This is a genomic window from Clostridium sp. SY8519 (assembly GCF_000270305.1).
In the GTDB taxonomy this organism is placed as follows: domain Bacteria; phylum Bacillota; class Clostridia; order Lachnospirales; family Lachnospiraceae; genus SY8519.
In genome coordinates this window covers 2,502,686-2,524,269 of sequence record NC_015737.1, presented here as the reverse complement: position 1 = coordinate 2,524,269, position 21,584 = coordinate 2,502,686, and the positions used below count along the sequence as shown (strand labels likewise).

Annotated in this window: 24 protein-coding genes; 22 read left to right on the top strand and 2 right to left on the bottom strand. The window is 51.0% G+C overall.

The features are described from left to right. Positions 1-3: 3 nt before the first annotated feature. From rsxA to CXIVA_RS11650, 3 genes are all read left to right on the top strand, one after another. Positions 4-579, top strand: coding sequence for an electron transport complex subunit RsxA (gene rsxA / locus CXIVA_RS11660; protein WP_013978244.1), 576 nt, complete (start codon positions 4-6; stop codon positions 577-579). A 12-nt stretch (positions 580-591) separates the two neighbouring features. Next, the gene (locus CXIVA_RS11655) at positions 592-1,422 is read left to right on the top strand and encodes an RnfABCDGE type electron transport complex subunit B (RefSeq protein ID WP_013978243.1); all 831 of its coding nucleotides are present in this window, start codon (positions 592-594) and stop codon (positions 1,420-1,422) included. A 183-nt stretch (positions 1,423-1,605) separates the two neighbouring features. Continuing rightward, positions 1,606-2,268, top strand: coding sequence for a hypothetical protein (locus CXIVA_RS11650; RefSeq protein WP_148267822.1), 663 nt, complete (start codon positions 1,606-1,608; stop codon positions 2,266-2,268). A gap of 104 nt (positions 2,269-2,372) precedes the next feature. Here the strand turns inward: CXIVA_RS11650 and CXIVA_RS11645 are convergent, their stop codons facing one another. Beyond that, positions 2,373-3,410 carry an FAD:protein FMN transferase gene (locus tag CXIVA_RS11645; RefSeq protein ID WP_083835030.1) on the bottom strand — a complete coding sequence of 346 codons (1,038 nt, stop codon included), beginning with the start codon at positions 3,408-3,410 and terminating at the stop codon, positions 2,373-2,375. A gap of 120 nt (positions 3,411-3,530) precedes the next feature. Between CXIVA_RS11645 and proB the strand changes: the two genes are divergently transcribed. From proB to CXIVA_RS11560, 17 genes are all read left to right on the top strand, one after another. Beyond that, a complete protein-coding gene (gene proB / locus CXIVA_RS11640; RefSeq protein WP_013978240.1) occupies positions 3,531-4,418 on the top strand; it encodes a glutamate 5-kinase in 888 nt (295 codons plus the stop codon). Further along, a complete protein-coding gene (locus CXIVA_RS11635) occupies positions 4,415-4,984 on the top strand; it encodes a 5-formyltetrahydrofolate cyclo-ligase (RefSeq protein ID WP_013978239.1) in 570 nt (189 codons plus the stop codon). Before proB ends, CXIVA_RS11635 begins: the two co-directional genes overlap by 4 nt. A gap of 11 nt (positions 4,985-4,995) precedes the next feature. Then, positions 4,996-5,754 carry a nickel pincer cofactor biosynthesis protein LarB gene (larB, locus tag CXIVA_RS11630; protein ID WP_242822900.1) on the top strand — a complete coding sequence of 253 codons (759 nt, stop codon included), beginning with the start codon at positions 4,996-4,998 and terminating at the stop codon, positions 5,752-5,754. Beyond that, on the top strand, positions 5,747-7,123 hold the full coding sequence (larC, locus tag CXIVA_RS11625) for a nickel pincer cofactor biosynthesis protein LarC (protein WP_013978237.1): 1,377 nt from the start codon (positions 5,747-5,749) through the stop codon (positions 7,121-7,123). Before larB ends, larC begins: the two co-directional genes overlap by 8 nt. A 26-nt stretch (positions 7,124-7,149) precedes the next feature. Then, on the top strand, positions 7,150-8,613 hold the full coding sequence (miaB, locus tag CXIVA_RS11620; RefSeq protein WP_242822933.1) for a tRNA (N6-isopentenyl adenosine(37)-C2)-methylthiotransferase MiaB: 1,464 nt from the start codon (positions 7,150-7,152) through the stop codon (positions 8,611-8,613). Next, complete coding sequence (locus tag CXIVA_RS11615) at positions 8,606-9,007, top strand: NusG domain II-containing protein (protein WP_013978235.1); 402 nt, start codon at positions 8,606-8,608, stop codon at positions 9,005-9,007. Before miaB ends, CXIVA_RS11615 begins: the two co-directional genes overlap by 8 nt. A 16-nt stretch (positions 9,008-9,023) precedes the next feature. Beyond that, positions 9,024-9,530 carry a Gx transporter family protein gene (locus CXIVA_RS11610; protein WP_013978234.1) on the top strand — a complete coding sequence of 169 codons (507 nt, stop codon included), beginning with the start codon at positions 9,024-9,026 and terminating at the stop codon, positions 9,528-9,530. Between the two features lie 3 nt (positions 9,531-9,533). Next, positions 9,534-10,151 carry a Holliday junction branch migration protein RuvA gene (gene ruvA / locus CXIVA_RS11605; RefSeq protein ID WP_013978233.1) on the top strand — a complete coding sequence of 206 codons (618 nt, stop codon included), beginning with the start codon at positions 9,534-9,536 and terminating at the stop codon, positions 10,149-10,151. A gap of 21 nt (positions 10,152-10,172) precedes the next feature. Then, a complete protein-coding gene (ruvB, locus tag CXIVA_RS11600) occupies positions 10,173-11,177 on the top strand; it encodes a Holliday junction branch migration DNA helicase RuvB (RefSeq protein ID WP_013978232.1) in 1,005 nt (334 codons plus the stop codon). 9 nt (positions 11,178-11,186) lie between these two features. Next, complete coding sequence (locus CXIVA_RS11595; RefSeq protein WP_013978231.1) at positions 11,187-11,522, top strand: cell division protein ZapA; 336 nt, start codon at positions 11,187-11,189, stop codon at positions 11,520-11,522. 25 nt (positions 11,523-11,547) lie between these two features. Then, positions 11,548-13,722, top strand: a complete 2,175-nt coding sequence (locus CXIVA_RS11590) for a U32 family peptidase (protein WP_013978230.1) — start codon at positions 11,548-11,550, stop codon at positions 13,720-13,722. 9 nt (positions 13,723-13,731) lie between these two features. Continuing rightward, positions 13,732-15,225 (top strand): FtsW/RodA/SpoVE family cell cycle protein, encoded by a 1,494-nt coding sequence (locus CXIVA_RS13955; RefSeq protein WP_013978229.1) that lies wholly within the window; start codon positions 13,732-13,734, stop codon positions 15,223-15,225. Next, positions 15,110-16,621: a penicillin-binding transpeptidase domain-containing protein gene (locus CXIVA_RS11580; protein ID WP_013978228.1), complete on the top strand. Its 1,512-nt coding sequence runs from the start codon at positions 15,110-15,112 to the stop codon at positions 16,619-16,621. Before CXIVA_RS13955 ends, CXIVA_RS11580 begins: the two co-directional genes overlap by 116 nt. Positions 16,622-16,682: 61 nt before the next feature. Further along, positions 16,683-17,123: an NUDIX hydrolase gene (locus CXIVA_RS11575; RefSeq protein ID WP_013978227.1), complete on the top strand. Its 441-nt coding sequence runs from the start codon at positions 16,683-16,685 to the stop codon at positions 17,121-17,123. 32 nt (positions 17,124-17,155) lie between these two features. Continuing rightward, entirely contained in the window at positions 17,156-17,503 is a 348-nt protein-coding gene (locus tag CXIVA_RS11570; RefSeq protein ID WP_013978226.1) for a hypothetical protein, read from the top strand. Further along, positions 17,500-18,417, top strand: a complete 918-nt coding sequence (locus CXIVA_RS11565; RefSeq protein ID WP_013978225.1) for a hypothetical protein — start codon at positions 17,500-17,502, stop codon at positions 18,415-18,417. Before CXIVA_RS11570 ends, CXIVA_RS11565 begins: the two co-directional genes overlap by 4 nt. Before the next feature lie 9 nt (positions 18,418-18,426). Then, positions 18,427-18,876 carry a GerW family sporulation protein gene (locus tag CXIVA_RS11560; protein WP_013978224.1) on the top strand — a complete coding sequence of 150 codons (450 nt, stop codon included), beginning with the start codon at positions 18,427-18,429 and terminating at the stop codon, positions 18,874-18,876. Positions 18,877-19,070: 194 nt separating this feature from the next. Here the strand turns inward: CXIVA_RS11560 and rpmB are convergent, their stop codons facing one another. Continuing rightward, positions 19,071-19,256 (bottom strand): 50S ribosomal protein L28, encoded by a 186-nt coding sequence (rpmB, locus tag CXIVA_RS13950; RefSeq protein WP_013978223.1) that lies wholly within the window; start codon positions 19,254-19,256, stop codon positions 19,071-19,073. A gap of 203 nt (positions 19,257-19,459) precedes the next feature. On the opposite strand from rpmB, the gene CXIVA_RS11555 reads away from it, so the two are divergent. Together CXIVA_RS11555 and CXIVA_RS11550 are read left to right on the top strand one after the other, a co-directional pair. After that, positions 19,460-19,816, top strand: a complete 357-nt coding sequence (locus tag CXIVA_RS11555; RefSeq protein WP_013978222.1) for an Asp23/Gls24 family envelope stress response protein — start codon at positions 19,460-19,462, stop codon at positions 19,814-19,816. A gap of 50 nt (positions 19,817-19,866) precedes the next feature. Next, positions 19,867-21,498, top strand: coding sequence for a DAK2 domain-containing protein (locus CXIVA_RS11550; protein ID WP_347475650.1), 1,632 nt, complete (start codon positions 19,867-19,869; stop codon positions 21,496-21,498). Positions 21,499-21,584 lie beyond the last annotated feature (86 nt).

Genomic DNA, 21,584 nt, shown 5'->3' with positions numbered 1-21,584 from the left:
TAGATGAAAGAAGTAATTTTGCTTATGGTCAGCTCGGCCATCGTCAATAACGTTATCTTAAGCCAGTTCCTTGGCCTGTGTCCGTTCTTTGGCGTATCCAAAAAAGTTAATACAGCAGCCAGCATGGGCGCGGCGGTAATCTTTGTCATTACCATTGCCTCCTGTGTGACTGCGGTCATTAATCAGTTTGTACTGGTTAAGTTAAATATCACCTACCTGCAGACTATCGTCTTTATCCTGATTATTGCCGCTCTGGTACAGTTTGTAGAGATGTTTCTGAAGAAATCATCTCCCTCCCTGTACAATGCGCTGGGCGTTTATCTTCCCCTGATTACGACAAACTGTGCCGTATTAGGTGTGGCTCTGACAAATGTCCAGAAAAACTACAACATCGGCGTCAGCACATTAAACGGTTTCGCGACTGCAGTAGGTTTCACCATCGCAATTGTGATTATGGCCGGTATTCGTGAAAAGATTGAATACAACAGTATTCCGAAACCATTCCAGGGATCCGCGATTATTCTTGTTACCGCCGGTCTCATGGCAATCGCGTTTATGGGATTCAGCGGTGTAATTTAAGGAGGACAGACCATGAGTATGGCTATTATTATTGCCGCCTGCGTAGTCGGCGGTGTGGGAATTGTCATCGGTATTGTTCTTGGAATTGCCGGTGAAAAATTCAAAGTAGAAGTAGACCCGAAAGAAGAAGCAGTACTGGAAGTACTTCCGGGCAACAACTGCGGTGCCTGCGGATATCCGGGCTGCTCCGGCCTTGCGGCAGCGATCGCCAAAGGGGAAGCGCCTGTAAATGCCTGCCCGGTAGGCGGCGCTCCGGTAGGAGAAAAAGTCGGCGCGATTATGGGTGTCGCTGCGGAAGAAACTGTCCGCAACGTAGCATTTGTAATGTGCGGCGGTGACTGTACCAAAACAAAAGACCTTTATAAATATACCGGTGTGGAAGACTGTGTGACAGTCAAAAACATGCCGAACGGGGGCCCGAAGGGCTGTACCTATGGATGTATGGGATATGGCAGCTGTGTAAAAGTATGTCCCTTTGACGCAATCCATGTGGTAAACGGCATTGCCGTAGTGGATAAGGAGCAGTGCAAAGCCTGCGAGAAATGCATTAAGGTATGCCCGCAGCATCTGATTGAGCTGGTTCCTTACGATTCCACACATCTGGTAAACTGCCACTCCAATGCCAAAGGCAAACAGCTGATGTCTGTCTGCGACGTGGGATGCATCGGATGTATGATGTGCGTGAAAGCCTGTGAGTATGACGCTGTAAAAGTGGAAAATTCACTGGCGCATATCGATCAGTCCAAGTGTGTCGGCTGCGGAAAATGCGCGGCAAAGTGTCCGAGACATATTATTCTCGGCACACCGGCAGAACCGGAGAAAAAAGAAGAAGCAACTGCGTAAGGCATCTGCTGCTTAATAAAAACGCCGGGACAGTAATGGTAGGATTGCTGTCCCGGCGTTTTTTATCATCGAAACAAAAATGGGAAGGCATCGGTTTTCATTTCTGTGATTTCACGGATGGAGAGAAATGTGGTAATATAAACAGGAAGTGAATCAATGGAAAAACAAACGAGAGGTGTATGTATGAAACGAAAAGCAGTTCTTCTGCTGGCGGCAGCACTGGTCATGACCGGTCTGTGCGCCTGCGGAACAAAAACAGACACATCCAGTCCAAAGACTCAGACATCTTCCGCGGCATCCGCGTCGGCGGCAGGTGAATCTTCCGGATCCGCAGAGACGTCTGCATCCGGTGGCACATCGAATTCCGGTGATTCCTCAGCTGCCGGAGAAACCGTGACGGATAATAAAAAAACAGAGAAAGCAGACAATGCAAAGGCAAAACCGGATAAGACAGAAGCCGCAGTGGATGCGAAGGGGCTGACCAACGCGCTGAACGCCTGCATCGGGTGGGGCAGCGATAGCGGATCCACCTTAAAATGCGCGTCAGCTGCAGCCGGTCTGGTATCCTGGGCCTCTTCCAATCCGGCCCTGGCAGTATCCGCAGGAGATATTTATGATGAATTCTGGAAAACCCTGGATCAGGGGCAGCAGCAGACATTTAAGGAAAACTGGGAATACATCAAGAGCAACGGCGACACTATTTTCTCGGATTTTAACAGCATCCGGGGGACCCTGGATGACGCGGGAGCTTTAAAGAAAGCAGAAAAAGCAAGAAAACGCAGTGATGCCAAGGCGCACTGGAATGCCCTGGCGCAGATAATCGCAGATAAAATAAATAACCAGTAATGACAGAAGCCGCCGGCGACCGGACCACTGTATAAAATACAGCAGACCAGTCGCCGGCGGCTTTTGTCACAGACGGAAATCCGATGAGTTCTTTTGGGTCAGACTCAGCTTTCCGGCTGGAAGGAAACTGATGTGCCAATGCCGCTGCTGGTATGCAGTCGATAGTCACTGGTGACAAAGATGGCTTCCACCCCGTCGGTCTGCTCAATCAGACGCATGCCCTTCTTCAGACCAAGGGCGAAACAGGTGGTGCTGAGACCGTCTCCCTGCACCGAGGAATCGGAAATGATTGTGACACTGTACAGCTGATTGGAAACCGGATAGCCGGTACGGGTATTTAGAATATGATGATAAATGGTGCCGTTTTTCCTGAAATACCTCTGATATACGCCGGAAGTGACGACGGATTTGCCGGACAGGGTCAGGGTACCCAGGGACTGTTCGGTGTGAAAAGGTTTCTCGACCCCCACTTTGTAGCTGCTTCCGTCCGGTTTGTCTCCCACCAGCAGGACATTTCCGCCCAGGTTGATAATTGCGGATGAAACATGGTGTTTTTCCAGATAATCTTTCATTTGATCGGCAATATATCCCTTGGCGATGGCTCCGAGGTCGATTTCTGCTTTGGGATCTTTCAGAGCCGCTTTCTGTCCACGGATCGAGATATTTCTGTAATTTACATGGGAAACAGTGTCTTTGATTTTGGAAGCGGCCGGTATGGTGCCTTTGTTGTTTGTGAAATTCCAGAGATCAGCGGTTTTCCCGATGGTAATATCGAAGGCTCCCTGGCTTTTCCGGCAGTAGTAAAGCGCGTCCTTCAGGACTTCAATGGTATCGGAATCCACGGTTACATACTTCCCGTCTGCATCATTGATGCGGGAAATATCACTGGTCTGAACCGTATTGCTCAGGAGTTTTTCGTAATGCCCGGCCAGATCAAAGCAGCCGTCCAGATATTTCTGGTTCTCTTTTCCATAGACGGCAACGGTAATCACCGTATCGAAATACGTGCCGGTTTTTGTGTAGGATTCATTTCTGTCTGTTCCGCATCCGCTCAGAAGCACGGCACCGGCGGCAGTGATGCCGGCAAGCGCGGCAGCACAGAAGCGGAAGCGTTTTTTCTTTGTTTGTTTCCTTTTAATCATAAGAAAAAATATACCATACCCGCTTCGCAGTGACAAGGAAAAGGGTGATTTTTTCCGATTGATGTGGTAAGCTATTAAACATGATGGCGCCTTGTGCGATTTTATGAAAGGGAATCAAAAATGGATTATCACGATTATTTTAAGTATAAACGAAGAATCGTTGTAAAAATCGGTTCCTCTTCGCTGCAGCATGTGAACAGCGGCAGAACTGATTATATCAAATTGGAAAAACTGGTGCGGGAACTGTGTGACTACAGGAATCAGGGCATGGATGTCTGCCTGGTCAGTTCCGGCGCGGTGGCGGTAGGCCGGGCAGCCATCGGCCTGCAGGAACCGCCGGCTGATATCGCCACCAAACAGGCCTGTGCCGCAGTGGGACAGGGGAGACTGATGATGGCCTACCAGCGTCTGTTCAGCGAATACAATCAGACGGCTGCGCAGGTGCTTCTGACAAAAAACACGATGTTCCATGACCATTCCAGGTCCAACGCGAAAAACACCTTTGAAGAGCTGTTCCGCCTGGGAATCATTCCTGTCGTAAATGAGAATGACACGGTATCCACCTATGAGTTAAGCTGTCTGATGCAGTTCGGGGACAATGATACCCTGTCAGCCATTGTGGCATCCCTGATTCACGCGGATCTTCTGATCCTTCTGTCAGATATTGACGGACTGTATACCGATGATCCCAGAGAAAATCCCGACGCCCGACTGATTGAACAGGTCACATCCATGGATGATCACATTTCCGCCATGGCAAAAGACAGCACCGGAAGCACCGTCGGCACCGGCGGGATGACCACAAAGCTTACCGCAGCTAAAATTGTCACCCGCACAGGCGCGGACATGATCATTGCCAATGGCGCGGATGTGGGAATTCTCCATCAGATTATGGAAGGAAAGTTCCGCGGCACATTTTTCCGCGGACAGAAAGAGAGTTCCTTCGATCTGCGGGAATTTATCCGGGACAGCGTAGACATCGGCGAGGATAATGGAGGAGAACAATGAAAAGCAAGCAGGAAGTCAGAAAAGAGTATATGGCGCTGCGGAATGCTGTTTCAAAAGAAGATAATTATCAGGCTTCCGCACAGATTATCGAACAGATTATGGAGCATCTGGATTTCGATGCCTATGAGGAATATCTGCTGTTTTATCCGCTGGAGCATGAAATCAATCTTCTGCCCCTTGCCGCGCAGCTGCTTCAGATCGGAAAACAGGTGGCGTTTCCCCGTGTGCATGGGGATACCATGGATTTCTATCAGGTAACGAATCTGAGAAAAGATTTTGCAGAAGGCTGTTTTCATGTGATGGAACCCCAGACCGAAGTCCCGGCAAACCTTCGGTCTTCCATTTGTTTTGTGCCCGGTCTGGTCTATGACAGCCGTTTTTTCCGCTTGGGATACGGGAAGGGATACTATGACAGATATCTGTCCGCTTACCCGCAGATTGATTCTGCCGGTATCTGCTCCAACCGTTTTTTTCTTCCGGAAATCCCTGTGGATGAGCGGGATGTGTCAGTGGACCGGATTTTTACAGAAACCGGCGTATATTATAATGAAAGAATGAACGAGTAGCCAGGATATAGATGATGCAAAGTATATCAGATATTTTAAAACAGGTAAGAGACGGTTCCATGACCGTGGAAGAAGCGGAAGGCCTTCTGGCCCGCAGACCCATTGAGGAAATGGAGTTTGCGCGGCTGGACAGCCAGCGGCTGATTCGCTCCGGCTTTCCGGAAGTGGTTTACTGTTCCGGCAAGACCAACGAACAGCTGCTTGCCATATATAAGCGTCTCATTGAAGTGGACGGAGAAGCCTTCGGAACCAGGGCATCTCTGGAACAGTACCGGTACTGCGCCAAAGAATTGCCGCAGCTGCAGTATGATCCGCAGTCCGGAATATTAAAAGCAGAAAAACCGGGGAAAACACGCATCGGCAAGATCGTTGTCTGCACCGGCGGAACTTCCGATATTCCCGTAGCAGAGCAGGCGGCCCAGACCGCCGAATTTTTCGGCACCCGGACGGAACGGCTGTATGACGTGGGAGTGGCCGGCCTGCACCGGCTTTTGCGCCACCTGGATGTGTTTCAGGGGGCCAGCTGTGTGATTGCCTGTGCCGGGATGGAAGGAGCCCTGGCCAGCGTAATCGGCGGACTGGTCAGCTGCCCGGTGATTGCCGTGCCGACTTCCGTGGGATACGGAGCCAGCTTCGGCGGAGTATCCGCCCTGCTTTCCATGCTGAATTCCTGTGCCAACGGAGTGGCAGCTGTAAATATCGACAATGGGTTTGGCGCAGGTTATCTTGCCACACAGATCAATCGACTGGGAGTAAAGAATCATGAATAAAAGTTTATATTTTGAATGTAATTCCGGAATCAGCGGAGACATGACAGTGGCTGCGCTGCTGGATTTGGGCGCCGATCCCCAGGTGCTTCAGGAAGCGCTGGCATCGCTGCCCCTGAAAGGGTTTCGCACAGAAATCAGACGCGTAAAAAAATCAGGCCTGGACTGCTGTGATTTCCAGGTGATTCTGGATGAAGCTCTTGAAAACCATGATCATGATATGGACTATCTGTACGGACATACGCACAGGGAAGAGGAACATCCGAAACACGAACATGCGCAGGAAGGACATCACCATGCAGACCATCACCACGAAGCGCATACCCATGAAGAACATCACCATGCAGGGCATTCCCATACCCACTGTCACAGAGGGTACCGGGAGGTGACAGACATTCTCCGGCAGTCTGCCATGACCGAACACGCCAGGGAAATCGCAGAACGGATTTTCACCATTCTCGGAGAAGCGGAGGCAAAAGCGCACGGAAGCACACTGGAGGAGGTTCACTTCCATGAAGTGGGTGCCGTGGATTCCATCGTGGACATCGCGGCTGCCGCAGTCTGCTTTGACAATCTGGGAATCGATCAGGTGATTATTCCAAGGATCTGCGAGGGCAGCGGCACCGTACGCTGTGCCCATGGCATTCTGCCGATCCCGGTGCCTGCAGTGGCAAATATTGCGGCGGCAAATGGGCTGATGCTTCATTCCATGAACCGGGAAGGAGAATATGTCACCCCCACAGGAGCAGCGATTGCCGCTGCGCTTATGACATCTGCGCAGCTTCCGGAAACCTATCGTGTATTAAAATGCGGCATGGGTGCGGGAAAACGTGAATACGAAGCTGCCAGTGTGCTGCGTGTTTACATGATCGCGTCCGCAGACGGCTCCGGCAGTGCATCGGGTGAAGCGGACCGTGTCATCAAGCTGGAATGCAATCTGGATGACTGCCCGGGTGAGGAACTGGGATTTGTTATGGAACAGCTGCTGGAACAGGGCGCCAGAGATGTGAATTACACTCCTATTTTTATGAAGAAAAACCGGCCCGCCTATCAGCTGAATGTGCTTTGCAGTCCGCGGGACCGGGAGAAAATGGAAGACATCATCTTTGCCCAGACCACGACTATCGGAATTCGCCGGGCAGAGATGGAACGCACGATTCTGAAGCGAAAAGAAGATACGGTGGATACCACACTGGGGTTAGTAGCTGTGAAATCCACCGAATTTGGCGGCAGGACCCGTATTTATCCGGAATACGACTCCATTGCGGCAATCTGCAGAAATACCGGCCTGCGCTATCCGGATGTTTACCGGCGGGTAATCATGGAACTGGAAGCCTTCGAATCAGGAAAAGCTTCCAAAATCAAAGAATAAAGGAAGAATAAAGCAATATGAATACAATGGATACCAGAACCATGCAGGATTATTTGGAGGCAGTGGACCTGAACCGTCCCGCGCCGAAGGAGGAACCCTGGCGCCAGTATTATTTTGTCAGCCGGGCCAGACAGCTGGTGGCAGAGCGCTGCGCACAGGCGGGCAGGAGACTTACGTTCTGTATTCGTACGTTTGGCTGTCAGATGAATGCCAGGGATTCCGAAAAGCTGACCGGAATTCTGGAGGCTGCGGGTTATCGGAAAACTGACCGGGAAGACGCGGATTTTGTGGTTTACAACACCTGTACCGTACGGGAAAACGCGAACAATAAAGTATACGGCCATCTGGGATATCTGCACGGATACAAAAAGAAAAATCCCCATATGGTGATTGCGCTGTGCGGATGCATGATGCAGGAAGAGACCGTTGTGCAGCGGATCCGGGAGAGTTATTCCTTTGTGGATCTGATTTTCGGTACCCACAATATTTATAAATTCGCGGAACTGATTGTCCAGACACTGGAGTCCGACCGCATGGTGGTGGATGTCTGGGATGCGCCGCAGGATATCGTGGAGAATCTTCCAAACGAGCGGACCTATTCTTTTAAAACGGGCGTAAATATTATGTTCGGCTGCAACAATTTCTGCAGCTACTGCATTGTACCCTATGTGCGGGGACGGGAACGCAGCCGCAAACCGGAAGAAATTCTGCAGGAAATCCGGAACTTTGTGGCGGACGGCGTGAAGGAAGTTATGCTTCTGGGACAGAATGTAAACTCCTACGGCAAAGGCCTTCCGGAGGAAATCACATTTGCCCGGCTGCTGCAGCAGGTCGAACAGATTGACGGCCTGGAGCGCATCCGTTTTATGACTTCCCACCCGAAGGACCTCTCTGACGAGCTGATTGGGGTGATGGCATCCTCCCGCAAAATCTGCCGCCATATTCATCTGCCGCTGCAGTCCGGCAGCAGCAGGATTCTTAAGGCCATGAACCGCAGGTATACGAAGGAATCTTATCTGGCCCTGGTTGACCGGATCCGTACAGCTATGCCGGATATCGCCCTGACAACGGATATTATTGTGGGCTTTCCTGGGGAAACGGATGAAGACTTTGAAGAAACCATGGATGTGGTCCGGCGTGTACAGTTTGACAGCGCGTTTACATTTATTTATTCCAAACGGACCGGAACGCCTGCGGCTTCCATGGAGGATCAGGTCCCGGAGGATGTGATCAACCGGCGGTTTGACCGATTGCTGAAGGAAGTCCAGCAAAGCGGTGCCCGCAATGCGCAGAAAATTTGCGGACAGACCCGGCGTGTACTGGTAGAGAGCATCAACCGGCAGGATCCCTCTCTGGTCACCGGCCGTCTGGAGAACAACAGCATCGTCCATTTCCCGGGAACCGAGGCGATGATCGGCAAGATTCTTCCGGTGCATCTGAAAGAATGCCGGGGATTTTATTACATTGGAGCATTGGAAGCGGATGAGTGAAAACAAGCAGAACGCAAATAAACGAATGGGCCGTCGGGATCTGATTCTCATTCTGATTCTTCTGGCCGTCTGCCTGTCTGTGTTTGGAGTATGGAAGATCAGACATCGCGCATCCGGCGCTCAGGCAGTCGTTACGGTGGACGGCAAGGTCTATGGAACCTACCGTCTGTCGGAATCCAGAACAATACCGATCCGTATTCACGGAACCACTGCAAACGTCCTTCAGATTTCAGACGGTTATGCAAAAATGATAGAGGCGGACTGCCCCGATAAACTTTGTGTTCATCAGGGAAAGATCCACGCAAAGGGGGAGACGATTGTCTGCCTTCCAAACAAGGTAGTGGTCAGCATCCGGGGAGGCGAGGACTCTTCTGTGGATGCAGTTGTAAAGTGAGGAGCAGTTTTAACAGATGAAACATAAAAATCTTGCCTTTCTTGGAATATTTCTGGCGCTTGCTCTGATTCTCAGTTATGTGGAATCTCTGATTCCGTTTTTTTTCGGGGTTCCGGGCATGAAGCTGGGGCTCACGAATCTGGTGATTGTGGTCCTGCTGTACTGCATGGGCAGCAGGGAAGCGTATCTGATTTCCATCGTCCGTGTGATCCTGGCAGGCTTTCTGTTTGGCAATCTGTTCAGTATCATCTACAGTCTGGCCGGCGCCCTGTTGAGTCTGACGGTTATGATGCTGATCAAGAAGACCGGGCGGTACCGGGTGGTTACGGTCAGTACGGTGGGCGGAATCTGCCACAACATCGGCCAGCTGATCGTGGCGGCTCTTGTCGTGAATTCTTATAATATTTTCAGCTATCTGCCGGTTCTTCTGATTGCTGGGCTGGTCACCGGCCTGATCATCGGTCTGGTGTCCCAGGAGCTGATTCTGCGCGTCAGAAAATTTTTCCAGAAAGGAGCGAATTAAGCGTTGTATGCATACATTAAAGGCACGCTGGAAGAAACGGCTGCTGACCATATTGTTGTAGATAATCACGGAATCGGCTACAATATACAGGTATCCGGGAGAATTCTGGATCAGCTGCCTGCGCTGGGCGAACCGGTGAAGCTGTATACCTATACCAATGTGCGGGAAGACAGCTTCACGCTGTTTGGGTTTTTAAACCGTGAAGATGTGAATCTGTTTCGTATGCTGATCACAGTCAGCGGAATCGGTCCGAAAGGAGGACTGGCGATTCTCTCTGTTTTCTCGGCGGATGAACTGCGCTTCGCAGTCCTGAGCGGGGACGACAAGACGATTGCGCGGGCGCCTGGGATCGGCAAAAAAACAGCCCAGAGGCTGATTATTGAACTGAAAGACAAAATACACCCGGAGGATATTCTGCCCGATACAGATGCGGAAGCGCCTGCGGATGCTGCCGTTGCAGACAGCAGATCCCGGCAGCGGTCCGAGGCATCCATGGCCCTGGTGGCTCTGGGGTATTCCGCTTCTGACGCCGCAAGGATTCTGTCCCAGATTTCCATTTCCGACGACAGTGACACGGAAACGATTCTGAAGGAGGCATTAAAGCGGCTGTCTACGTTATAAGAGAAGAGGCAGACGGATATTATGGAAAGAAAAGTCATAGCCACACAGGTGCAGGAAGAAGACCTGAAAACAGAAAAAAGTCTGCGTCCCATGACTCTGGATAATTATATCGGTCAGGATAAGATCAAAGGCATGCTTCGGATTTATATCGAAGCAGCCCGGCAGCGGAAGGAAGCGCTGGATCATGTGCTTTTTTACGGCCCTCCGGGACTGGGGAAAACCACCCTGGCCGGAATCATTGCCAACGAAATGGGCGTGCGGATCAAGGTGACCAGCGGACCGGCCATCGCAAAACCGGGAGAAATGGCGGCCATCTTAAGTAGCCTGCAGGAGAACGATATTTTGTTTGTGGATGAAATTCACCGTCTGAACCGGCAGGTAGAAGAGGTGCTTTATCCGGCGATGGAGGATTACGCCATCGATATTATGATCGGGAAAGGAGCAGCGGCCCGTTCCATCCGGCTGGACCTGCCCCGGTTTACTCTTGTGGGCGCCACCACCCGGGCCGGACTGCTGTCCGCACCGCTGCGGGACCGCTTTGGTGTAATTTCACATATGGAATACTATACCGTGCCCCAGCTGGAACAGATTATTCGGCAGTCCGCAGATACCCTGGGGGTTACCATCGACGCAGAAGGGGCAAAAGAACTGGCCTCCCGGTCCAGAGGCACGCCCCGTCTGGCCAACCGCCTGCTGAAGCGGGTCCGGGATTTCGCCCAGGTAAAATATGACGGGGTCATTACGCAGGAAATTGCCGCCTTTGCCCTGGATCTGCTGGAAGTGGACCGCCTCGGACTGGATAAAAACGACAGGACGATTCTGATGACGATGATTCAGAAATTCAACGGCGGCCCCATCGGGCTGGATACTCTGGCAGCGGCGGTCGGAGAAGACGCGGGAACGATCGAAGATGTTTATGAACCATATCTGGTGAAAAACGGCTTGATTAACCGTACTCCCCGCGGACGCGTAGTTACGGAATACGCATACCGCCATTTTGGTCTGGACTGTCCGGATCGGCAGTAAGGAGGAAGTATGAACGGCAAATCGAATACACAGGTACTCATTGGCGGAAAAATCTTCACCATGTCAGGAAACGAAAATGAAGAATATCTCCAGAAAATTGCGGCCTATCTGAACCGGAAAATCGCGGAGATTGACCAGGAATCTGTCGGACGCCGCATGAGTGCAGACACAAAGGAGCTGATGATTCAGATCAATATTGCGGATGATCTGATGAAGGAGCGGGAACTGTCTGCACAGATGGAGACAGATTTAAAACAGGTCCGGGAGGAACTGAACATGACCCGGCAGGAGCTGGCAGCTCTCCAGACCAGATATGAAGAACTGACACGCAGAAAGAAACACTGAAGTTCGGAACATATGGAGGAACGGCATGAAACAGCACGAATTACTGGCACCGGCAGGATCCGTTTCCATCGCCAAGGCAGTGATTGATGCCGGGGCGGATGCGGTATATCTGGCCGGAAACCAGTTTGGGGCCAGAGCCTACGCAGGCAATTTATCGCAGGAAGAATTATTTGAAATCATTGATTACGCCCATGTCCGGGGAAGCAGGATTCATCTGACGGTGAATACCCTGGTGAAAAACAGGGAATTTGACCGGGATCTGTATGATTTTATCCGTCCTCTGTACATGCATGGTCTGGATGCGGCAATTGTGCAGGATTTTGGCGTTATCCGCTTCCTGCACCGCAATTTTCCGGAACTGAGTATCCATGGCAGCACCCAGCTGTCTGTCGCCGGAAGGACCGGCGCAGAATTTCTGAAAGCTGCAGGAGCGGAGCGGATTGTAACGGCCCGGGAACTTTCCTTAAAAGAGATCTCCGCCATCCGGAAGGCAACCGGACTGGAAATTGAGACCTTTATCCACGGCGCGCTGTGCTACAGTTATTCCGGACAGTGTCTGATGAGCAGTCTGTATGGGGGACGTTCCGGCAATCGGGGCAGATGCGCGCAGCCCTGCCGCCTTCCCTATACACTCTGGAAAAAGGAAGGAGACGGACGGCAGCCCCTTTCCTCCGGGGAACTGTATCCCCTCAGCATGAAAGACTTGTGTACGGTAGACCTGCTTCCGGACCTGTGCCGCGCAGGCATCGACTCCTTCAAGATTGAGGGACGCATGAAGCAGCTGGAGTACGCCGCGGGAGTGACAGAAATCTACCGCTATTATCTGGATCTGTATGAATCGGATCCTTCCGGGTTTGCCGTCCGTCAGAAAGACCGGGATCGGCTGCTGGCATATGGAAACCGTTCCGGTTTTACTGCTGGCTATTATTTCTGCCGAAACGGCCGCAAAATGCTTGCGGATCACAGTCCTTCCCACAGTTCCGGCAGCGGCAGTCCGTCTTTCACGCACAAACGGAGGCTTCCGGTGCAGATGGCGTTTTACGGCAGTCTGGGTGCGCCGGCGGTGCTGACGGCCCAGGCCGGGGACTTTACTGCCGCAGCCATGTCAGAGGAACTGGTGCCGGCGCAGAAACGGCCGATTTCAGCCCGGGAGATAAAAAAACAGCTGAAAAAAACCGGGGATACGCCCTTTGTACTGACGGAGGCGGAAGTGGAGCTGGAAGAGGGACTGTTCCTCCCCATTGGCAGAATCAACGAACTGCGCCGGGAGGCGCTGGAACAGCTGGAAGCGCAGATCGCCTCCTCCTACCGCAGATCCGGGGATTCGGAACAGCCTGCGCTTTTTTCGGACGCTTCCGATCCCGTATCTTCCGGAGATGCTCCGCTGCTGTATGTGACTGCCGCCACCAGGGAACAGATGCAGGCAGCCGCGGCATGTGATTTTGTACAGGGAATCGACCTGGACTATCCGAAGGAAACCCTGCTGGAAATTCTGGAAGAGGACCGTGACAGGATCCGCAGATCCGGCAAAGAGGCAGGTTACTGTTTTTCCTATGTGATGCGCAGCGATGACCGGGCTCATCTGCTGGGATTTGACCGCTATCTGGTCAGAAGCTATGACAGTCTCGGACTTGTGTGGAACAATCCCTCCATTTCCAGACAGAAGATAGTGCTGGATGCCGGCGTATATGTCTTTTCCCGCAGAGCCTGCGGGGCATTCCGCGAAATGGGAATTAAGAATTATACCCTGCCCCTGGAACTGAATGCCGGCGAGCTGATGCATCAGTGCTCCGAAGGCGCGGAACTGATGATTTACGGAAGAATCCCCCTGATGCTGTCGGCCCAGTGTCTGTACCGCAATTATGACAGCTGCGCCAAAGAGAATCCCTCCGCGGCAGAGGGACTGCTCCTTGCGGACAGATATCAGAATTATCTGCCGGTGAAGCGGGATTGCTCCAACTGCATGAATATAATTTACCAGAGCCGGCCCTTATATCTGCTGGATCATGCGGAAAAATTACATGCGATCCATCCCTCCGCCTGGAGAATTGTTTTTACGGATGAAACCGGACAGGAAGCGGGACGCATTCTCAGGGAATATGAGCAGGCGCTGGGAACTGCCGGCGGCTATCAGGCGCCTGATAAAAAGACTTTTGAACATAAATTCAGCCGCGGACATTTTCACCGCGGGGTAAAATAAGAGGTACCTATGGTTCATTTACTGTCACAGCTGGCAAAATATGTGGTGCTGATTCTGTTTGCGGAATATACCCTGACCAGCTTTCTGTTATTAAATACCCGTATGAGTGAACGGCGAACCCGTTCGCTGTTTGCCAGACAGACGCGGTGCATGTTTGCCCTGCATTTTATCTGTTATCTGGTGATATTTACGGTCCGGCTGGAGCTGACGGTCTGGCTTCTTTATGCCGCCGGGGTTGCTCTGATACTGGTGGTATTTCTGATCTATCGGGTCATCTATAAATACGCGGAGCGCTTAATCATCAATCATATGTGCATGCTTCTGCTCATCGGTTTTATTGTTCTGACCCGGCTGAATCCCGCTTACGCAGTCCGGCAGCTGGAGATGGCGGCACTGGCAGTGGTGGTATCCATTTTTATTCCCCAGCTGATTGTCAAGTTCAGGCTTCTGCGGAAATTCACCTGGGTTTATGCAGCCATAGGAATCGCTGCCCTGGGTGCCGTGCTGGTATTCAGCCGGACTTCCGGCGGTGCCCACATCACATTTACAGTAGGCGGCATTACCTTCCAGCCTTCCGAATTTGTGAAAATACTGTTTGTATTCTACGTAGCCTGTATGTATGCCAAAACGACAGAGTTCAAACAGGTGGTCCTTACGACGGTGGTGGCCGCGCTGCATGTCATGATTCTGGTGGCTTCCAACGACCTTGGGGCCGCGCTGATTTTTTTCTGTACCTATATTGTGATGCTGTATGTGGCATCCCGCAAGGGAATCTATCTGCTTGGCGGATTTGGCCTGGGCGCTCTGGCCGCAGCTGCGGCAGGCAAGATGTTCAGCCATGTGAAAGTACGTGTGGCGGCCTGGAAGGATCCCTTTGCCAATTACAACAGAGGCGGTTACCAGGTGGCCCAGGCGATGTTTGCCATCGGTACCGGCGGATGGTTCGGAACCGGCCTGTTTCAGGGCAAACCGGAGTCTATTCCGGTAGGGTCTTCCGATTTCGTGTTTGCCGCCATCGGAGAGGAATTCGGCGGGATTTTTTCCATCTGCATCATTCTGGTATGCTTAAGCTGCTTTATTATCATCACTAATGTGGCCATGTCGATCCAGGATCTGTTTTACAAGCTGATTGCCCTTGGATTCAGTTGCGTATACGGGGTACAGGTCTTTCTGAATATCGGCGGTGTCATCAAATTCATTCCGTCTACAGGACTGACGCTTCCATTTGTAAGCTACGGAGGAAGCTCGATCTTTGTCAGCATTTTCATGTTTGCCATTATTCAGGGATTATATATTTTGCGTCATAACGAGGGAGAACTCTATGCTTCGGAAAACCAAATCAGACAAATCGCACAATACCAGCCGCAGAACCGGAAAGCAGAAGAATATGGATCAGACAACCGCGTCCCGCAGAGCGGCAGCAGAAGAAAACAGAAGAAGAGGAATCCGTTATCCGGACAGTCCGGAGGGGAATCCGGAGAATCTGAGGAGGAACGGTGGTAGAAAATTCGAATTTCATCTGATCAACGTGTTTTTCATTCTCCTGTTCCTCGCTTTGATTGCCTACTTTATATTTTTCCTGGTGGTCCGAAGTGAAAGTGTCATCAGCAATTCCCATAATACACGCATGAATCTTTACGCGGAGCGTGTGCTGCGGGGCAGTATTCTCACCGCCGATGGCAAAACAATCGCGGAAAGCAAAACAGACGAAAAAGGGAAAGAAACACGCAGCTATCCCAGCGGCAGGATGTTTGCCCATGTGGCAGGATATACAAATAACGGAAAATCCGGAATCGAATCAAAATATAACTTCAGCCTGCTCCGTTCCCACACCTTTTTTCTGAAGCAGATCTACAATGACCTGCTTGGAAAAAAATCCCAGGGAGATTCAGTCGTTACGACCCTGAACTACAAGGTGCAGAAAACGGCCTATCAGGCGCTGGGCGACCGGAAGGGCGCGGTAGTCGTCCTGGACGTAAAAACCGGAAAAGTGCTGTCCATGGTATCCAAGCCGGATTTTGATCCGGAAACACTGGCAGCTAAATGGAAGAAGGTCACCAGTGACGGCAGCAGCAGCGTCCTGTTAAACCGGGCCTCCAACGGTCTGTATCCACCGGGATCCACCTTTAAGATCCTGACAGCCCTGGAGTACATACATGAGCATAAAAATTACAAAGACTATTCCCATCACTGTACCGGAAGCGTGACAAAGGGAAAAACCACGATTCACTGCTATGGGAATACGGCCCACGGCACGGTGAATCTGCAGAAAGCATTCGAAAAATCCTGCAACACCGCTTTTTCCACCATTGGGCTGGATTTGAATATAAAGAAATACCGTACCCTTGCTGACCGTATGATGTTTAACCAGCCTCTGCCCACAAATCTGTTTTCCGCGGCGTCCAGCCGTTTTACTTTAGAGAAAAAACAGGGAACCGCAAAGATCATGACCACGGCAATCGGACAGGGCGATACCCTGGTTTCCCCCCTGCACATGGCAATGATCGCCGCTGCCATTGATCATAACGGTGTCGTCATGAAACCCTATGCGGTGGATCGTGTGAAAAATGATACCGGTCTGACGGTCAGCTCCTGGTCCCCGGAAACATACGGGTCCATTATGGATCCGTCGGATGCCGCGGTATTGAAAAAATTTATGCGCGGCGTGGTGACGGAAGGCACGGCCAGAGCCATGGCAGATGATTCCTATCAGGCCTATGGCAAGACCGGATCCGCGGAATACAATGAAAAGGGGGACAGCCACGGCTGGTTTGTGGGATTTGCCAGTAAAAAGGGAAAACGTGATATCGCCATTGCCGTAATCGTGGAAAACGGCGGCAGCGGGTCCTCCTCTGCAGTTCCGGTTGCGGAAAAAGTTTTTGACACCTACTTTGCCTGAAGTTGCATCCCTGCCGGAAAAAGCGTATACTTGAAAAAAGTCGAATGTCTGGAGGCTGGATATGATCCAAGCAACAAGCTGCGGTGGAATAGTGATCTATCGGGGAAAAATACTGCTTCTGTATAAGCAGTATAAAAATCGTTATGAAGGATGGGTGCTTCCAAAGGGAACCATGGAGGAAGGCGAAACCTGTGAAAACACAGCACTCAGAGAAGTGAAGGAAGAGACCGGCGTTTCCGCGCAGATTGTGCGCTACGTCGGAGAAAGTTCCTATTCCTTCCATATTCCCAACAACCAGGTGGAAAAGACCGTTCACTGGTACCTGATGCAGAGCAACAGCTATTTCAGCAGACCGCAAAGAGAAGAGTATTTTACAGACAGCGGATATTACAAGTACCATGAAGCAATCCATCTGCTGAAGTTTTCCAATGAAAAAAGCATTCTGGAACAGGCCTACCGGCAATACCAGGCACTGCGCCGAAACAGACAGTGGGAGAACTGAGCCGTCGTCTTCGGAAAGATGGGAGAATTTGTATGCACTGGTACGAAAACTTGTTTTTGGGAGCGTCTGTGAAAGGCAGATGCGCCATGCTGAAATATCGAATTTCCAACCGTATGATACATCCTTCGGTATATCTTCTGGCATGGTCAGGGGCAGAAGGCGCCCTGTTTGAAATTATTCCGAGCAGCTGCCTGCTCCAGCAGGGATATCCCTCCCGGCAGCTGCATATTCTTGGAATTGCGGGGTATCGGAAGGAGGCGCTGGATCTGACGGAAACAGTGATTCGTGAGGTGTATCATGCCCGGGGCGATTTTGATGTCCGCAGCTATATGGAACAGGGCAGACCGTCACCGGGAAGCAGGAGGAACCGTTGCTTATGATGATTCTGTTTGCAGTCCTCAAAATTATCGGTCTGGTGCTTCTCTGCGTTCTCTGTGTGATTCTGGCGCTCCTGGCTTTGGTTCTCTTTGCGCCGATTGTATACCAGGCACAGGGGGACAGTGAAGCCCGTACCGCAGCTGCGCGCGCCCGCTGGCTTTTCGGTGTCCTGCGCCTGTCGTTTGCCTATGATCCGGATACCGGAACCAGGTACAGCATCCGGCTGTTTGGCGTACAGCTGTTTCCGAGAAAAGAGAAGACCGGGCGGCGCAGACATTCACGAAAAAGGCGCAGGCGAAAACACGCAGAAGAATCTCCGAATCATATTCCGGACCAGACAGAGTTCCAGGCAGCCGGTCAGGAATCGGTACGTCAGACAGCCGGACCGAAAGTAGAACCGGATGCCGCTGACAGACAGCAGGCAGATGGCATACCGCCGCAGGAGGAATTCCTGGAAGACAGCAGCGGGGAAACCTTCCGGGACACCGGCAGAAGCAGAAAGGGAAACAAGAAGGAAAAATTTTCAGACAGAGCTTCCGCGCTGGGCGGGATGGCCCACAGACTTCCTGCTGTTATCCGCCGGATACGGGAAAGCGAAGTTCTGCCCATACTGATTCCAAGGGTAAAACGACTGCTTTACCATTACCGGCCGAGAAAGCTCACCGGCAGCATCGCCTTTGGCTTTGCGGATCCCTCTTACACCGGTCTTCTGTGCGGCGGGATCAGCCTTCTGCCGGCTCTTATGGCCAGTGATCTGGATCTGCAGCCGGATTTTGAAACGGATGTTACCTATTTTAACGGAACCCTCCGCGCAGGCGGAAGGATCCAGCTGATATATCTTCTGATATTCCTGGTGGCACTGATTCGAAGAAAAGAAGTCAGAACACTGATTCGCACCATACGAAAGGCAGGTTAACGAAATCTCATGACAGACAGCAATACAACAAACAAAAACTCTTTCGGAACTACGGTAGAATCTCTCATGAAAGGCATGGAAGGATTCCTGTCCAGCAAGACAGTCATCGGCGAACCGGTGCAGCTGGGCAATACCACATTGCTTCCGCTGACCGATGTTTCCTTCGGTATGGGCGCCGGAGCCTTTGCGGGAGAAAAAAAGAGAAGAACCGGAGGCGGCATCGGCGGGAAGATTTCCCCCACCGCAGTCATTGTCGTACAGGATGGTTCGGTCCGTATGGTAAATATTAAAAGTCAGGACGGCATTACCAAACTGATCGATATGATACCGGATTTTGTCAATCGCTTTATGGATCACAGAGAGGCAAAACAGTATCCGGAGAAGGCAAAAGCCCGTAAGGAAGCCCGGGCAAAAGCAGAAGAAGAGCTGAAAGAAAAGCTGGATCTGGAGACCGAGTAGCAGAAGCCGGTTTTGCGGATTCTGCTTCCCGTCAGGATCCGGATTTCAATGATCGAAAAAAACTTCCCGTCTGTAACTGCGGCGGGAAGTTTTTTCGATCCATGGACAGCCTTCGTCAGGTTCCGATGACGGAAACGGACAAAATAAAAAGACCGCCTGTATCAGGCGATCTCTTTTCTGGTTGTATTCTGTACTTATGCACGCTCTACAGCATTGGATCTAAGACAGGAAGTGCAAACGTAAATTCTTTTCGGAGCACCGTTGACATTGCATTTCACTTTCTTGATATTGGACTTCCACATTCTGTTTGAACGTCTATGTGAATGGCTGACATTGTTACCGAAATGAGCACCTTTTCCACAAATACTACATTTTGCCATGCGTAACACCTCCTCGAATAATCATTACAACAAACGATATTTTAACAGATGAAACCGGATAATGCAACACTTTTTTTAAACTTCATGATATTCCCCGGTACTGTTTATTTTTGAGTTGAATTTCTGTATAATAAGTTGTATAGTTTTGAACTGATAATGCGGCAGACGGATGAACGGCTGCCGCAGTAAGTTGGAGGACCAGTATGAAAGGCCAGATTGATAATTCATTAGGAACTGTAATCATAGACTCACAGGTCATTGCCACCTATGCAGGATCTGTGGCCGTAGAATGTTTCGGCATCGTTGGAATGGCTGCAGTCAATATGAAAGACGGACTTGTAAAACTGCTGAAAAGAGATTATCTGCATCACGGCATCACCGTACAGATGCAGGACAACCATATTGTACTGGATTTTCATGTCATTGTATCTTATGGCGTCAGCATCCTAACAGTAGCGGACAATCTGATCAGTACCGTCAAATATAAAGTAGAAGAATTTACAGGAATGACCATCGACGAAATCAATATCTACGTTGAAGGTGTCCGTGTAATTGATTAGGGGGAAGGACTGTGGATAAAACTGTGATTGACGCCAATCTTCTGCAGAAGATGTTCCTGAGCGGGGCGAAAAATCTTGATGCAAAGAAAGAATGGATTAACGAACTGAATGTTTTTCCGGTTCCGGACGGCGACACCGGAACGAATATGAGCATGACAATCCTGTCAGCCGCAAGAGAAGTGGACAGCCTGACGGAAGTGACGATGAAAACCCTGGCAAAAGCCATTTCATCCGGATCCCTGCGGGGCGCGCGGGGCAATTCCGGCGTAATTCTTTCCCAGCTGTTTCGCGGATTTACAAAAGTCATTGAAAAATACGAAACCATCGATAAGTTTGTGATTTCCGAATCCTTTGACAAAGCGGTGGAGACGGCATACAAAGCTGTTATGAAGCCGAAGGAAGGCACCATTCTTACCGTTGCCAAAGGAGTCGCCAATAAGGCGCTGGAACTGGCCGGTGATGACGCCTATGATCTTTCAAAATACATCGATGCGCTGATTCAGGAAGCGGACCATGTATTATCCAGAACACCGGAGATGCTTCCGGTATTAAAGGAAGCGGGTGTCGTGGATTCCGGCGGACAGGGCCTGGTTCAGGTGTTAAAGGGAGCCAGAGACGCCTTCCAGGGAAAAGAGATTGATTATACCATCGAGGCCGCGCCTGCTGCCAGGGTCATGAAGATTTCAAAAGAGACGGAAGCCGAAATCAAGTACGGTTACTGTACGGAATTTATCGTTGTACTGAACCGGCCCCTGTCGGAAAAAGAAGAAGACAAATTCCGGGCATATCTGAACCGGATCGGTGATTCCATCGTTCTGGTGGCGGATGATGATATGGTGAAGGTACACGTCCATACCAATGACCCGGGCAATGCGCTGCAGCGCGGTCTTACCATGGGCTCTTTGAGCCGGATCAAAATTGACAACATGCGGGAAGAGCACCAGGAGCGTCTCTTTAAGAACAGCCAGAAACTGTCGGAAGAGCAGGCTGCCGGTTCCGCACCGGCAAAGCCGAAGGAAATGAAGGAAGTGGGATTTATCGCGGTGGCTGCCGGCGATGGCCTGACCGAGGTATTTGAAGGCCTTGGCGCGGATTATGTGATTTCCGGCGGACAGACCATGAATCCGAGCACGGATGATTTTCTGAAGGCAATCGAACAGGTGAACGCAAAATCTGTTTTTGTATTCCCCAACAATTCCAATATCATCCTTGCCGCTAACCAGGCCGCTTCTCTGTCCGGAGAAAAAGAAGTGATCGTCATCCCCACCACTACCGTTCCCCAGGGAGTGACAGCGCTGATCAATTACATTCCGGAACAGTCAGCGGAAGAAAACCGGGCCGGCATGGAAGAAGTGATTCAGACGGTCAAAACCGGCGAAGTCACCTATGCGGTGCGGGATACCGTAATTGACGGAATCACGATCAGCAAAGGGGATTATATGGGAATTGGCAGGAAGAAGATCCTGAGCAACGGGACGGATCTTGCCGAAGTTGCCGCTGCCATGACTGGAAAAATGGTAGATGAGGAGTCCTCGATTATCAGCCTGTACTACGGGGCGGATACTGCCGAGGAGGACGCAGAGGCACTGGGGAAAAAATTCGAAACGCTGTTCCCGGAATGCGAAGTCGATATTCAGTATGGCGGACAGCCGGTATATTACTATATTATTTCCGTGGAATAAGTATTTTCACATACCGTATGCGCAACGGGCGTACAGGACTGCTAGATCAGATCTTTCTGCTGATGGAGCAGTCCTTTTTCAAATAG